The organism is Streptomyces sp. NPDC092370 (assembly GCF_044755265.1).
Taxonomy (GTDB): Bacteria; Actinomycetota; Actinomycetes; order Streptomycetales; family Streptomycetaceae; genus Streptomyces.
The window spans coordinates 196,491-210,400 of record NZ_JBIVQO010000006.1; the positions used below are offsets into that span (position 1 = coordinate 196,491).

Genomic DNA, 13,910 nt, shown 5'->3' on the forward strand with positions numbered 1-13,910 from the left:
CACGCCGCCCCCGATGAAGAGTGCCGCCGCGGGGCTGCGCGCACTGGCCCGCAGCGGCACCCCGACGCTGTTGTGGCGGGCCGTGCTCGTGGCCGCCCTGGTGTGCGGGATCGGCCTGCTGCCGTGGCTGTCCCGTACCGACCCCGCGCTGACCGTGCTCAGGGCGCGGTCGGCGGACCGCGATCCCACTCCCGAGACCCTGCGCGCCATCCGGGACCAACTGGGCCTCGACGACGGCCCCTTGCCGCTGCTCGGCCGCTGGCTGGCCGGGCTGCTGCACGGGGACGCGGGCACGTCCTGGGTGTCCGGCAGTCAGGTGCTGCCGGACGTGGCGCCGGCGCTCGGCGTATCGCTGCTGCTGATGGCCGGGGCCCTGGTGGTCGCCGCGGGCACGGCGGTCGCCGTCTGCGCCCGTACGCTCCGGCTGGGCGCGGGCGGCCGGCTCGGGGCGCGCCGTCCCGGCGGGACGGTGACAGCCGTGCTGGCCGCGCTGCCCGAGTTCCTCGTCGCCTCGGTGCTGGTCTCGGTGATCGGCGTGCAACTGGGCTGGCTGCCCGCGCTGGGCTGGTACGGACCGCAGTGGATGGTGCTGCCCTGCCTCGCCCTCGGCCTGCCCGCCGGGGCGGTCCTGGGCCGGATGCTCGACGACCTGCTGCCCGGCGCGTTCGCAGAACCCTGGGCCATGGCGGCCGCGGCACGCGGTGTTCCGCACAGGTCCGTGGCGCGGCAGGCGGTGCGCCGCTGCGTGCCCGGACTGCTGCCCAACCTGGCGCTGTTCGTCGTCGGCCTGACCGGCGGATCGGTCACCATCGAGCAGATCTTCGACATCCCGGGCCTGGGCCGGCTCACCCTGCACGCCGCGCTCGCCCAGGACCTGCCCGTCCTGCAGACCGGCGCGCTCGCCCTCGTACTGGTCGCGGCCACCGCCGGGGTCCTCGCGCGGCTCGCCGCCCGGCTGCTCATCGGGCCGGCGCTGCGCGACGGCGCCCTGCAGTCCCTGCACCGGCCCCGGCCGCCCGCGCCCCGCGCCCTCCCGCTGCTCTACGGCGGACTGCTGGCGGGCGTCATCGGCTTCGGGCTGCCCCGCGACCCGCTCGCCCTGGACACGCTCGCCCGGCTGCAAGCCCCTTCCGTGACGCACCCCTTCGGGACGGACGCCCTCGGCCGGGACGTCCTCGCCCGGATCTCCCACGGGGCGCTGACCACCCTCGGCCTCGCCCTCACGGTGAGCGCCGCAGCCCTCGTCGCGGGGCTCCTGCTGGGCCTGTTGCCGAGGCTGTCCGGACCGCTGGTCGACACCCTCAGCGCGCTGCCGCCGGTGCTGGCCGGCCTCCTCGTCACCGGCATCGCGGGCAGCGGGCCCTGGACGCCCGCGCTGGCCGTGGCCGTCGTGGCCTGGTCCCCGCTGGCCGCGCACACCTCCTCCCTGCTGCGGCAGGAGCGGGCGACCGTCCATCTGACGGCCACCCGGGCCCTGGGCGCGGGCCCCTGGTACCTGCTCCGGCACGAACTGCTGCCCGCCGTCCTGCCCCCGGTCGCCCGGCACGCCCTGCTCCGGCTGCCGGGCATCGCCCTGAGCCTCGCCGCGCTCGGTTTCCTCGGGCTGGGTGCCCAGCCGCCGTCCCCCGAGTGGGGCCTGCTGCTCGCCGAGAACCAGCCGTACGCCGAGCGCGCCCCGTGGGCCGTCCTCTTCCCCGCCGCCGTGCTCGCCCTGCTCGGGGCGCTCGCGGTGACGGCCGCCGGAGGCCTGCGACGGCCCAGGCGGCGCACCCGGCCCACGGCCCCGGCCGTACCGCCCGAGGATCGGGGTACCTCCGCCCCGCAGCGGCGGCCGGACCGCCCCGACGCGCGCCTGACCCCCGTGTCCGCCTCACTGACAGAAGAACGATGACGGATCTCATCTCCCGGGTGCTGGCTCGCAAGACCGCCCGCGCGTCCTCCGGCAAGGAGGCGCCCCGTGTACCGCGCGAGAGCGCCTGGCGGCTCTGCGGGGAACTGTCGCCGCTGCTGCGGCTGCTGATCCTCACCCAGCTCGCCTTCAACATCGGCTTCTACGCCGTCCTGCCGTTCCTCGCCGAGCACCTCGGCACCGCGATCGGCATGGCGGGCTGGCTGGTCGGGTTCGTGCTCGGGCTGCGCACCTTCAGCCAGCAGGGCCTGTTCGTGGTCGGCGGCTGGCTCGTCGACCGGTTCGGGGTGCGGCCGGTGGTGCTGGCGGGCTGTGTGCTGCGCGTCGCCGGGTTCGCCTGGCTCGGGTACGCGCAGGCCGCCGGGGCCGTGATCGGGGCGGTGCTGGTGATCGGCTTCGCCGCCGCGCTGTTCTCCCCCGCCGTGGAGTCCGAGGTGGCCCGCCAGGCGGTGGTCTGGGAGGAGGACGGGCACGGCCCGCGCACCGGGGTCCTCGCCCTGTTCAGCGTGGCGGGCCAGGCCGGGGCCTTCGTCGGGCCGCTGCTCGGCGCGCTGCTGCTCGCCGTCGACTTCCGTACGGCGTGCCTCGCCGGTGCCGCGGTGTTCGTGCTCGTCCTCGCCGGGCACCTGTGGCTGATGCCGCAGCACATCCCCGGCCGGGTCCGCGTCCGGGGGCGGGGCGGCGCCCGCGTCCTGCTGCGCAACCGCCGCTTCCTCGCCCTGTGCTGCGCGTACGGCACCTATCTGCTCGCCTACAACCAGCTGTATCTGGCCCTGCCGGACGAGGTGCAGCGCGCGACGGGGTCCCAGGCGCCCCTGTCCTGGCTCTTCGCGCTGTCCTCCGTGCTGGTGGTCTTCACCCAGCTGCCGGTGACGCGCTGGGCGGGCGACCGGCTCGATCTGCGCCGCTCCATGACCGCGGGGCTGCTGCTGATCGCGGCCGGTTTCGCGGTGGTGGCCGTGGTGCGGCCCGCGGGCTGGACGGGCGTCGCCGGGCTGCTGCCGGCCGCGGGCTTCGTGATCTTGCTCACTGTGGGGCAGATGCTGGTCGTGCCCGCCGCCCGCGCCTGGGTGCCCGACCTGGCCGAGGAGGGCCGGCTCGGCCTCTACATGGGTGCGCTGTCCTCGGTCTCCGGCTTGATCGTCCTCGTCGGCAGCGCGGCCACGGGCTCCCTGCTCGACCTGGGCCTGCCGGCCGCCGTGCCGTGGCTCGTCCTCGCGGCCGTCCCCGCCCTGGCGGTGGCCCTGCTGCCGCGCCGGGCGGAGGGGGCGGGCACGGCGGCCTGACAGGGCGCCGGAAGGTGCCCGGCGCGCCCCGGCGCCCGGCGCGCGGGAGTGTCGTCGCGGAGGGCACTCTCCCCGCTCGGGGTTTTCCGGACCGCACCGTCCGGGGACACCGCTGTGGAGATCAGGGGCCGTGCCGCGCCAGTATCCTGGGTCGGCTGCGGCACCCCCCACCAACTCCCCGTGCGGAAGCGGGGAGTTCGGCCTGCGGCGATGACCTTCCCACACGCATGAGACGAGGACGAGTGCTGCTAGCGGGCCGCTACCGGCTGGATGTTGAGATCGGGCGCGGTGGAATGGGCGAGGTCTGGCATGCGTACGACGAGACGCTCGCCAGAGCGGTGGCCGTCAAGCTGCTGCTGCCCCAGGACACCGACGCCACGGCAACCTCCCGGTTCCGTCTGGAGGCTCAGACCGCCGGGCGCCTCAACCACCCCAACGTGGTGGGCGTGCTGGACTTCGGCGAGTTCGACAACCGGCTGTACCTGGTGATGGAGCTGGTCGAGGGCGACAGTCTCGCCGGAGTGCTGAACGGCTCCGGTGCGCTGCCCGCCGAGCGGGTGGCCCGTCTCGCCGCGCAGGCGGCCGCGGGACTCGCCGCCGCGCACGGGCAGGGCATCGTGCACCGGGACGTCAAACCCGCCAATCTGCTGCTCGACGCCCACGGCACGTTGAAGATCGGCGACTTCGGCATCGCGCGGTTCCTCGACGACCCCGGCGCCGCGCTGACCGCCACCGGCCAGATCGTCGGCACCGGTCTCTACCTCGCGCCCGAACGGGCCCTGGGCAAGCCCGCGGGGCCCGCCTCCGACATGTACTCCCTGGGCTGCGTGCTCTACCAGCTCCTCAGCGGCCGCCCGCCGTTCCAGGCCGACACCGCCGTCGCCCTGCTCCACCAGCATCTCGACTCGGCCCCCGTGCCGCCTCGCGAACTCGGAGTGTGCGAACTGCCGCCGGCGTTCGAGAACTACCTCCTCGGTATGCTCGCCAAGCAGCCCGAGGACCGGCCCACCGCCCAGCAGGCCGCCGAGTGGTTCACCGGGGGTGCCTGGCGGGGCCTGCCCGAGCCGCTGCCGGAGGTTTCCGCGTCGCTGCGGCCGAAGACCGCGTCCGCGACGCCGTCCGCCGGGCCGGAGCCGTACGCCGCTGTGCCGAGCCCGTATGCCGCCGAGACCAGCAGTCCGACCACGTACGCACTGCCCGCGACCACGGGACACCGCACCGCGGCCCGGGCGGCCCAGGCGGGTCGTTCGGGGCGCTCATCCGGGCGGGGCGGCCCCGGCAACCGCTCCCGGGTGGCCGCGACGGCCGCCGCCGCGGCACTCTTCCTCGCCGCGATGCTCCTCGGCATGCGCTGGTTCTCGCCCGACACCACCGCGGAGGGCACGGAACCCGACGCGTCGCCGTCCGCGAGCAGCCCCGCTGCCACGCCGGCCTCCGTCTCCACCACGTCTGTCTCCTCCGCCCCGGGCGCCGGCCCGGCAGCCGCCGGCACGCCGGGCATCGGCACCGTGGCCGATGTCACTCCGTCCACTCCGATCGCCTCCCCGACCCTTCCCGCGCCCGCGTCCGGCACCCCGGCTCCCGCCGGGGAGGCGGGTGACGGCGGCCCGGAGCAGGCCAAGCCGGAGAAGCCGCGCCCCGCCGGGGCAGACGGGGAGGGCGACGACGGCGGAGACGACGGGGGCGACGACTGACGCGGCCCGGACATCGTGTGACGGGGCCCTTCCCGCAGCGCGTGGATCAGCGGGGGGATGCGCCGGTGTGCGAGCGGGCGCCCCCTCGCGCGCCCCCAGGGGTGGCTTGTCATCGCCCTTACCCCGGCCTTATTGTCACCAGGCCTTGGTGAACGGGAAATCCGGTGTGATGCCGGTGCGGCCCTCGCCACTGTGAATCGGGAAGTCCGGCTCCGGCCCTCACGGGCAGCCACTGGGTCCTCGGGCCCTGGTGCCACATTCCCGTCTGCCGCGCGACGCCTGGCACGCACGCTCGCCGCGTTGCCGGAGCGCCCCCATGGGCGCTCCGGCGCCTTGCGAGCGCACGCCGGACGCCGTACGGCCCGCCCTTCGGGCGGACGACGGGAATGTGACGCCAGGGCCCTAGCCCCGGGAAGGCGGAGTTCGGGCGGTGGTACCCGTCAGCCAGGAGACCGGCCAAGGCGCGTCAACCATCCACGAGGTGCTGGAGAGGGTCTGCTGAGCCATGCACATTGCCGAGGGTTTCCTTCCTCCGGCGCACGCGGTCGCCTGGGGCGTCGCGTCGGCGCCGTTCGTCGTCCACGGGGTCCGGTCGCTCACCCGTGAAGTGCGCGAGCACCCCGAGAGCACCCTGCTCCTCGGTGCGTCCGGCGCCTTCACCTTCGTCCTGTCCGCCCTGAAGCTGCCGTCCGTCACCGGCAGTTGCTCACACCCCACCGGCACGGGCCTCGGAGCCATCCTGTTCCGGCCGCCCGTCATGGCGGTGCTGGGCACCATCACCCTGCTCTTCCAGGCGCTGCTGCTCGCGCACGGCGGCCTCACCACGCTCGGCGCCAACGTCTTCTCGATGGCGATCGTCGGCCCCTGGGCCGGCTACGCCGTCTACGCACTGCTGCGGCGCTCCAACGCGCCGCTGATGGTGGCCGTGTTCTCCGGCGCGTTCGTCGCCGACCTGTCCACCTATTGCGTCACCAGCGTGCAGCTGGCTCTCGCGTTTCCCGACCCGGGCAGCGGATTCCTCGGCGCGCTCGGCAAGTTCGGTTCCATCTTCGCCGTCACCCAGATCCCGCTCGCGGTCAGCGAAGGCCTGCTGACCGTGCTCGTGATGCGGCTGCTGGTGCAGTCCAGCAAGGGCGAACTGACCCGGCTGGGCGTGCTCCTGGCCAAGAAGCAGACCCGGACCGAGACCGAGGCGGTGACCCGATGAGCAAGAACACGAAGATCAACCTGGTGCTGCTGTTCGCCGTGGCCGCGCTCGCCGTGCTGCCCCTGGCGCTCGGCCTGGGCGACCACAAGAAGGAGCCGTTCACGGGAGCCGACGCCGAGGCCGAGACGGCGATCACCGAGCTGAAGCCGGATTACGAGCCGTGGTTCTCACCGCTGTACGAGCCGCCGTCCGGCGAGATCGAGTCGGCTCTGTTCGCCCTCCAGGCGGCTCTCGGCGCCGGGGTCCTCGCCTACTACTTCGGCCTGCGCCGCGGACGTCGGCAGGGCGAGCGGCGGGTGCTGGAGCGGGAGGCCGGCAGCGCGGTCGCCGGCGCCGCGGAGAAGTCCGCCGCGGAACGGGACTGAGCCCGGGTGCTGCCGATCGACGCGGCGGCGCACAGCAGTCGCTGGCGCCGCCGCCATCCCGTGGACAAGGCCGTGCTCGGGCTCGGCCTGACCGTGCTCGCGATCTCCCTGCCGCCCTGGCCGGGCGCGGCCCTGGTGCTGCTGACCGCCCTGGTGGTGCTGCTGGGACCGGCCGGTGTGCCCGGGCGGCGGCTGTGGCGGGCCTACCGGGTGCCACTGGGCTTCTGTGTGACCGGCGCGGTCACGCTGCTCGTCCAGGTGGGCGGCCCGGGCGGCTTCGTCTCCCTCGCCGCCGACGGGCCGCTGCGGGCCGGGGAATTGCTGCTGCGCACCTCGGCGGCCTCGCTGGGCGTGCTGCTGTTCGCCTTCACCACCCCCATGTCCGACCTGCTGCCCCGCCTGGTACGGGCCGGGATTCCCGCGCCGGTCGTCGACGTCGCACTGGTGACGTACCGGATGAGCTTCCTGCTGCTGGACTCCGTGCGTCGCATCCGGGAGGCCCAGGCGGCCCGGCTCGGGCACACCAGCCGGAGCGCGGAGTGGCGTTCCCTGGCCGGGCTCGGCGCCACCGCGTTCGTCCGGGCCTTCGACCGGGCCACCCGTCTCCAGGCCGGGCTCGCCGGGCGCGGCTACGACGGCACCTTGCGCGTCCTGGTGCCCGAGGCCCGGGTGTCCGTCCGTTTCACGGCGGCCAGTTGCGTGCTGCTCGTGGCGCTGGTCGTCCTCACCCTCGTACTGGAAAGGCCGCTGACATGAGCGAGCCCGCTCTCGTCGCCCTGCGGGGCGCGTCCTTCGCCTACGAGGACGGTCCGGCCGTGCTCAGCGGCCTCGACTTCGAGATCCGCGAAGGGCGCGCGCTCGCCCTGCTCGGCCGCAACGGCAGCGGCAAGACCACGCTGATGCGGCTGCTCTCCGGCGGGCTGCGGCCCCACGAGGGCGTGCTGACGGTCGAGGGCCGGCCGGTGTCGTACGACCGCGAGGGCCTGACCCGGCTGCGGACGACCGTGCAGCTGGTGGTGCAGGACCCGGACGACCAGCTGTTCGCGGCCTCCGTCGAGCAGGACGTGTCGTTCGGGCCGCTGAACCTCGGCCTGGACGACCCACAGGTGCGGGCGCGGGTGGCGGAGGCGCTCGCCGCCCTGGACATCACGGCCCTGGCCGACCGGCCCACCCATCTCCTCTCCTACGGGCAGCGCAAACGCACCGCCATCGCGGGCGCGGTCGCCATGCGGCCCCGCGTCCTCGTCCTCGACGAGCCGACGGCCGGACTCGACCCCGACGGGCAGGAACGGCTCCTCACGACCCTCGAGGGGCTCCGTGCCGCCGGCACCACGGTCGTGATGGCCACGCACGACGTCGACCTGGCCCTGCGCTGGGCCGACGACGCGGCACTCCTGACCCCGTCCGGCGTCCGTACCGGCCCCGCTGCCACGGCACTGGCCCGCACCGACCTCCTGCGGGAAGCGGGACTACGCCTGCCCTGGGGGGCCGCGACGGCTGAGCTTCTGCGCGTCCAGGGGCTGTTGGCCGACACGGAACCGGGACCGCGCACACCGGACGAACTCGCCGCTCTCACGACAGCGCGGCTCGGAGCCCCGGGAGGGTGAGGGGCACCCCCCGTGGCCGTGTCGCCCTCGGCCCTGCCTGCCTCCGGCCGTCGGAGCAGCCCGGTCAGTCCTCGAAGTAGGACTGGAGCGAGCCGCGGCGCCGGACGTCGAGGGTCGCGCAGTGGAACGAACCGCCGAAGGGGGCATAGTGCAGCAGGTCGCACGGGATCGGCTCGAAGCCCCACTTCTCCAGCGCGCGCAGCATCCCGGTGTGGTGCCGCTCCGCTATCACCCGCTTCTCGTCGAGCATGAGCACGTTCATGCTGAGCCACTTGCCGCACATGGAGGTGAGTTTGAGCAGCCGCTCGTCGATCGGGTCGGGTTCGGGAGCGACGAGGACGTCCCAGGAGCCGAGGACGTCCGGCAGGCGGTCCGCGTCGATGTACTCGGGGTTGATCAGCACCTTCCCGGGTGCGAGCAGGACGAACGTCGTGTCGATGTGCATGGGTGTGCGGCAGCGGCTCTCGATCTCGTGGATGCGGTACCCCTGGCCGAGGTGGCGGCGCAGCCAGTCGATGCCCATCGCGTTCGTGACGTTGCTGCGGGTGACGAACAGGTCCCGTCCCGCCCTGACGAAGTCCGCGGCGTCGAAGACTGGCTCGAACTCGGTGAGGATGTACCGCATGGGCTCGTCCGGTCCGGGGACGCGGAAGTCCGGGTCGAAGAGCTCGTCGGTGAGCTGTGGCTTGGGTGCCGCCGTCCAGCGCGCGCCGCGCCGGAAGTAGTCCTTGAGGACCGGCCGGTAGGAGTGCGTCTCGAAGTACCGGCACGGCCACGCCATCGGCGTCTCGATGATCTCGTCGCCGATCACGAGCATGCTGTCGCGCGGGCAGGTGTTGCAGAAGCCGCGCGAGGTCCAGTCGGGGGTGCCGAAGCGGCGCCGGTGGTCGACCGCCTCCGGCCGCCTGACCGTGACGCCGAGGGACTCCAGCAGGGCGACGAAGGCGTCGATCTCCTGCTGCGCCTGCTCGAGGAGCAGCCGCGGATACCGGAAACCGGCCGCGAGCCCCTGCAGCCGCCCTGCCCACGGCGGCACGTTGCAGGTCACCACCGCGTGGTCGGAGGGGATCGTCGCGCCCTCCAGGCGTCCGACGATGATCTCCTCCAGCGGATCCCACTCGGTGTGGGAACCGACCGGCGACACGAGCCGTTCCGCGCCGTCACCGGCCGCGGGCGGTACTTCGGGGTTCTGCAGGACGGTCATGCTCACCACCTTTTGGATCGCAAGCTGTGTGCTGCACCGCAACCGCCGATCACTCAACGTGACCACCGGGGTCGCGCGCGTCGACGGTCGCAACGCTCCCGGTATCGGTCCAGGTGCCCGGAATGCGCTTGTCCACGCTCGCCGCACCGCACTACGGTGCCGAGGTGGATCTCTTCTCACGTTCATGGACGGCACTGCGCGCGGCGGTTGACGACCTGTCCGACGAGGACTTCGGGCGGCCCTCCGGCTGCACGGGCTGGCTGGTGCGCGACCTGGTGTGCCATCTGATCGTCGACGCCCAGGACGTCCTCATCACCCTGGCCACCCCGTCCGACCGGGAACCGACCCGTGACGCGCTGACGTACTGGGAGATCTCCCGGACCCCGCCGGCCGGTGACGACCCGCTCGACGCGCTGACCGTCCGGCTGGCCGCCGCGTACGAGGATCCGCGTCTGCTGAAGTTCCATCTGGACGACGTCGGTTCCGCCGCCGGCCGCGCCGCCCTGCTCGCCGACCCGGCATGCCGGGTCGGCACCCGTGAGGAGATCCTGACCGTGGGCGACTTCCTCGCCACGTACGTCATGGAGTGGACGCTGCACCACCTCGACCTGATCGCCCACCTCCCGGGCGCTGAGCAGCCGCCGACGGAGGGGCTCGCCCGGTCCCGGGAGATGCTGGAGCAGATCGTGGGGAGCCCGTTCCCGGCCGCCTTCCACGACGTGGACGCGCTGATGATCGGCACCGGCAGGAGGACGCCTACCGAGGCCGAGCAGGCCGGGCTCGGCCCGCTGGCCTCGAAGGTACCGCTGTACCTGGGCTAGCTTCGCCGCAGCGAAGAGCCTGCTCACGAGCCCGCCGTCGTACCGCTCCGGCCGAGGTGGGAGCATGGTCGGTATGGACATCCGCAGCAGGAACAACGTCAACGTCATCGGCCGCGACGACGCGCCGGTGCTGCTCCTGGCACACGGGTTCGGCTGCGACCAGAACATGTGGCGGCTGGTGGTGCCGGTGCTTGCCGAGCGCTACCGGGTGGTGCTGTTCGACTACGTCGGTTCCGGCGGCTCGGACCTCGCGGCCTGGAGCGAGGAGCGGTACTCCTCGCTCCATGGCTACGCCTCCGACGTCGTCGACGTCTGCGAGGAGCTGGACCTGCGGCAGGCGGTGTTCGTGGGGCACTCGGTGAGTGCCATGGTGGGGGTGCTGGCGGCGCGGGCCGCGCCGGAGCGGATCGGGGCGCTCGTGATGGTGACCCCCTCGCCCTGCTACATCGACGACGAGGGCTACCGCGGCGGCTTCAGCACCGAGGACATCGACGAGCTGCTCGGCTCCCTGGAGGCGAACTACCTGGGCTGGTCGTCGGTGATGGCACCGGTGATCATGGGCAACCCGGAGCGGCCGGAGCTGGGCCGGGAACTGACCAACAGCTTCTGCGCCACCGACCCCGACATCGCCCGCGTCTTCGCCCGCACGACGTTCCTCACCGACAGCCGTGAGGACCTGAAGGGTGTGTCCGTGCCGACGCTCGTGCTGGAGTGTGAGCAGGACGCCATCGCGCCGCGCGAGGTCGGCGCCTACGTGCACGCGGCGATCCCCGACTCCCGCCTGGTCACGCTCGCCGCCACCGGGCACTGCCCGCAGCTCAGCGCCCCCGAGGCCACCGCCGAGGCGATCCTCGGCTTCCTGGAGTCCCTGAAGTGATGTGCCGTTTGGGCGGCGTGCCGGAGCCCGCCGGAACGGGGGGCGGGGCGAGCACGGACGCGGCCTTCACAGCGCTGCTGGAGGACAGCGTGGAGGACCTGTACGAGTCCGCGCCGTGCGGCTACCTGTCCACGTTGATGGACGGCACCATCGCCAAGATCAACGGCACCCTGCTGGACTGGCTCGGTCTGGACCGTGAGGCCGTGGCGGGCCGCAAGCGTTTCGCGGACCTGCTCACCGTCGGCGGGAAGCTGTACCACGAGACGCACTTCGCCCCGCTGCTGCGCATGCAGGGTGAGCTGCGAGGGATCGCCCTGGAGCTGCGGCGCGGCGACGGCGGCCGGCTGCCGGTGCTGGTCTCCGCCGTGATCAAGTACGGGACCGAGGGCGAGCCCCTGCTGATCCGGATCACCGTCTTCGACGCCTCGGACCGCCGCGCCTACGAGAAGGAACTCCTGCACCGCCGGCAGGAGGCCGAGCGGGCCCGCGCCGAGGCGGACGAGGCCCGGCGGCAGGCCGAGGCCGACCGGGCCAGGCTGGCCGAGGCGCTCGCCGTCCTGCAGCGCTCCCTGGTGCCGGACTCGCTGCCCGCCGTGCCGGGCGTGGAGACGGCCGTCCACTACCACACCGCCGCGCCGGATCAGCTCGGCGGCGACTTCTACGACCTGTTCCCCGTCGCCGGCGACCGGTGGGCCTTCTTCCTCGGCGACGTGTGCGGCAAGGGCCCCGAGGCCGCCTCCCTGACCTCGCTGACCCGCTACACCCTGCGCGCCGCGGCCCACCACGACCCGGATCCGTCCTCGGCGCTGACCACGCTGAACGCCGTCCTGCACGAGCGCTACACCGCCGACGGCGACCCCCGGTACTGCACCTGCATCTTCGGGGTCATCGAGCCGGGCGGCGAGCACGGGCCGACGACCGTGCGTCTGGCCTCCGGCGGCCACCCGCCGGCGCTCGTGCTGCGGTCCGACGGCAGCGCCGAGTTCCTGCCCACCCCCGGCGGGCTGCTCATCGGCGTCGTCCCCGGCGCCCCCATCGGCACCGCCGAGACCGTCCTCGCCCCCGGCGACACGGTCGTGCTGTACACCGACGGCCTCACCGAGGCCCGCATCGGCGCCGGCCGCGACGACCTGTACGGCGAGGACGCCCTGCACGCCTTCGCCGCCGACCAGGCTCCCGCCGCACCGCACGAGGCGATCACCGCCCTCACCGGGCTGCTCGAGAGCTTCGGCGACGGTCTCGACGACGACACCGCCCTGCTCGCCCTCGGCGTTCCCGCCGCACCTTCCCCCATGGGCCCGGGGACGGGTCACACCTCATGAAGCCTCTTACCGTCAGACAGCGCGCCACCGCGACCGGCCCCGTTCTGTACGTGACCGGCGACCTGGACTACGACCAGGCCCCCGAACTCCGCGGCAGTCTCGGCCGGCTCTCCCTGGCACCGGGGCAGTGTCTCGTCCTGGACCTGGCCGGACTCGAGTTCTGCGACTCCTCGGGCATCACCGCACTTCTCGCCGCCCGGCAGCACGCCCTGGCCGCCGGCGCCGACGTCGTCCTGGCGGCCGTACCGTCGAACCTGCTGCGCGTCCTCACCCTGGTCGGTCTCGATCAGGTCTTCACTCTGCGCCCGGACTCCAGCGTCGTGTCATGACTCGTCCTGTCCGGCGGCCCGGACGAACACCGGTTTGAGGTGCTTCTCCGGCAGCGCGGCCGGCAGGTCCTCCCAGTCGATGACGTGGGAGACGACCTTTCCGGGTGCGACGGCGCCGGAGGCGGCGAGCGCGACGGCGTCGGGGAGGTGGACCCGTACGCTGTCGCGGGCGGCGCGCAGGGTGACGCCGGTGAGGTACATGTCGAGCAGGGGCAGCTCGCCGGGCCGGAAGTGGTTGCCCGCGCTCTCGCAGATGCCCTCGGGAGTCAGGCACCTCAGCGCGAGGGCGAGCCGGTCGACGCGGCCCGTCGCCTCGACGGCGATGTCGTAGCTCCGCGGCAGGGGTTGCAGGGTCTCGGCGGTGGTGGCGCCGAAGCCGCGGGCGAGGGCGCGGTGCTCCGGGTCGGGGTCGACGTAGAGCACGTCGGAGGCGCCGAGCGCGCGAGCGATGTCGCACACGTGGAGGCCGATCGGATCGTGGCCGGTGCGGCCGACATGATCAGCCGACGCGGTCTGAACGCGACGAGCATCCGCGAGACGGCCAAGCACGCCCGGGCGCCACTGGGCTCGACGTACCACTACTTCCCCGAGGGAAGCAGCAACTGGCCACCGAGGCGGTGCGCTTCACCGGTGCGTGGGCCGCCCGTGGCCTGCGCGAGGAGCTCGAGGCGGGGCCGGTCGCCGGGCTGCGGGCCTTCCTCGCCCTGTGGCGCGGGATCGTGGTGGACAGCGACTTCCGGGCGGGCTGCCCGGTCCTCGCCGTCTCCATCGAGGAACCCCCTGCCGACGAGACGCCCACCGTCCTGGCGGCGGCCGCCGAGGTGTTCGAGGAGTGGGAGGGCCTGCTGGCCGGCTCGCTGCGGGAGCACGGCGCCGAACCCGCGCAGGCGGCCCAGCTCGCGACGCTGATCGTCGCGGCGGTCGAGGGAACCGTGGCCATGTGCCGCGCCAAGCGCAGCACGCAACCGCTGGACCACACGGCCGCCCAGCTCCAGGCGCTCATCGTCACCGCGATCGGGGACTGACCGCTGCCGCCCCGGACTCCCCCACCGGTTCGTCAGCCGCTGAGGCCGAGTTCCCCCGCGCGCACACCGGCCTGGAACCGCGACCCCGCGTCGAGGGTGTCGAGCAGTTCGGCGCCCCGGCGGCGACGGGTCCGCACGGACATGCCGAGTTCCTTCGCCGCCGCCGTGTCGGTCGCGACCGACCCCCAGCGCGCGCACGGGCTCCCTCACCCACCTGGAGGAGAACATGGCCGCCCGGTCGATCACCCTCACCCCGGAAGACCT

At 73.7% G+C, this 13,910-nt stretch carries 12 protein-coding genes, 3 pseudogenes and 1 riboswitch; of the genes and pseudogenes, 12 read left to right on the forward strand and 3 right to left on the reverse strand.

The genetic code is table 11. From position 1 onward, the window contains the following. Positions 1 to 13: 13 nt before the first annotated feature. The 7 genes from ACIQHQ_RS20075 to ACIQHQ_RS20105 all read left to right on the forward strand — a co-directional run bounded on the left by ACIQHQ_RS20075 (position 14) and on the right by ACIQHQ_RS20105 (position 8,068). Complete coding sequence (locus ACIQHQ_RS20075; protein ID WP_402613242.1) at positions 14 to 1,891, forward strand: ABC transporter permease subunit; 1,878 nt, start codon at positions 14 to 16, stop codon at positions 1,889 to 1,891. Beyond that, positions 1,888 to 3,195 (forward strand): MFS transporter, encoded by a 1,308-nt coding sequence (locus ACIQHQ_RS20080; RefSeq protein ID WP_402613243.1) that lies wholly within the window; start codon positions 1,888 to 1,890, stop codon positions 3,193 to 3,195. The genes ACIQHQ_RS20075 and ACIQHQ_RS20080 overlap by 4 nt, the downstream gene beginning before the upstream one ends. 242 nt (positions 3,196 to 3,437) lie before the next feature. Next, positions 3,438 to 4,889, forward strand: a complete 1,452-nt coding sequence (locus ACIQHQ_RS20085) for a protein kinase (protein WP_402613471.1) — start codon at positions 3,438 to 3,440, stop codon at positions 4,887 to 4,889. Positions 4,890 to 5,018: 129 nt separating this feature from the next. Next, a riboswitch (cobalamin riboswitch) is annotated at positions 5,019 to 5,365 on the forward strand. 29 nt (positions 5,366 to 5,394) lie between these two features. Then, the gene (locus tag ACIQHQ_RS20090) at positions 5,395 to 6,096 is read left to right on the forward strand and encodes an energy-coupling factor ABC transporter permease (protein ID WP_402613244.1); all 702 of its coding nucleotides are present in this window, start codon (positions 5,395 to 5,397) and stop codon (positions 6,094 to 6,096) included. After that, positions 6,093 to 6,461 (forward strand): energy-coupling factor ABC transporter substrate-binding protein, encoded by a 369-nt coding sequence (locus ACIQHQ_RS20095; RefSeq protein ID WP_402613245.1) that lies wholly within the window; start codon positions 6,093 to 6,095, stop codon positions 6,459 to 6,461. Before ACIQHQ_RS20090 ends, ACIQHQ_RS20095 begins: the two co-directional genes overlap by 4 nt. Before the next feature lie 6 nt (positions 6,462 to 6,467). Next, the gene (cbiQ, locus tag ACIQHQ_RS20100; protein ID WP_402613246.1) at positions 6,468 to 7,217 is read left to right on the forward strand and encodes a cobalt ECF transporter T component CbiQ; all 750 of its coding nucleotides are present in this window, start codon (positions 6,468 to 6,470) and stop codon (positions 7,215 to 7,217) included. Further along, complete coding sequence (locus tag ACIQHQ_RS20105; RefSeq protein WP_402613247.1) at positions 7,214 to 8,068, forward strand: energy-coupling factor ABC transporter ATP-binding protein; 855 nt, start codon at positions 7,214 to 7,216, stop codon at positions 8,066 to 8,068. The genes cbiQ and ACIQHQ_RS20105 overlap by 4 nt, the downstream gene beginning before the upstream one ends. Before the next feature lie 64 nt (positions 8,069 to 8,132). Here ACIQHQ_RS20105 and ACIQHQ_RS20110 read toward each other — a convergent pair whose 3' ends face one another. Next, the gene (locus ACIQHQ_RS20110) at positions 8,133 to 9,272 is read right to left on the reverse strand and encodes an amidinotransferase (RefSeq protein WP_402613248.1); all 1,140 of its coding nucleotides are present in this window, start codon (positions 9,270 to 9,272) and stop codon (positions 8,133 to 8,135) included. 164 nt (positions 9,273 to 9,436) lie between these two features. On the opposite strand from ACIQHQ_RS20110, the gene ACIQHQ_RS20115 reads away from it, so the two are divergent. The 4 genes from ACIQHQ_RS20115 (at position 9,437) to ACIQHQ_RS20130 (ending at position 12,621) form a co-directional block, all read left to right on the forward strand. Next, complete coding sequence (locus ACIQHQ_RS20115; RefSeq protein WP_402613472.1) at positions 9,437 to 10,093, forward strand: maleylpyruvate isomerase N-terminal domain-containing protein; 657 nt, start codon at positions 9,437 to 9,439, stop codon at positions 10,091 to 10,093. Positions 10,094 to 10,166: 73 nt separating this feature from the next. Beyond that, complete coding sequence (locus tag ACIQHQ_RS20120) at positions 10,167 to 10,970, forward strand: alpha/beta fold hydrolase (RefSeq protein WP_402613474.1); 804 nt, start codon at positions 10,167 to 10,169, stop codon at positions 10,968 to 10,970. Further along, positions 10,970 to 12,292, forward strand: coding sequence for a PP2C family protein-serine/threonine phosphatase (locus ACIQHQ_RS20125; RefSeq protein ID WP_402613249.1), 1,323 nt, complete (start codon positions 10,970 to 10,972; stop codon positions 12,290 to 12,292). The genes ACIQHQ_RS20120 and ACIQHQ_RS20125 overlap by 1 nt, the downstream gene beginning before the upstream one ends. Next, entirely contained in the window at positions 12,289 to 12,621 is a 333-nt protein-coding gene (locus ACIQHQ_RS20130; protein ID WP_402613250.1) for an STAS domain-containing protein, read from the forward strand. Before ACIQHQ_RS20125 ends, ACIQHQ_RS20130 begins: the two co-directional genes overlap by 4 nt. Here ACIQHQ_RS20130 and ACIQHQ_RS20135 read toward each other — a convergent pair. Further along, positions 12,616 to 13,095: pseudogene (locus tag ACIQHQ_RS20135) on the reverse strand (zinc-binding dehydrogenase); the annotation flags it as partial. The gene ACIQHQ_RS20130 and the pseudogene ACIQHQ_RS20135 overlap by 6 nt on opposite strands. 21 nt (positions 13,096 to 13,116) lie before the next feature. Here ACIQHQ_RS20135 and ACIQHQ_RS20140 point away from each other — a divergent pair. Continuing rightward, positions 13,117 to 13,646, forward strand: a pseudogene (locus ACIQHQ_RS20140) (TetR/AcrR family transcriptional regulator). Positions 13,647 to 13,678: 32 nt separating this feature from the next. Here the strand turns inward: ACIQHQ_RS20140 and ACIQHQ_RS20145 are convergent. Further along, positions 13,679 to 13,831, reverse strand: a pseudogene (locus ACIQHQ_RS20145) (DNA-binding response regulator); the annotation flags it as partial. Positions 13,832 to 13,910: the final 79 nt, after the last annotated feature.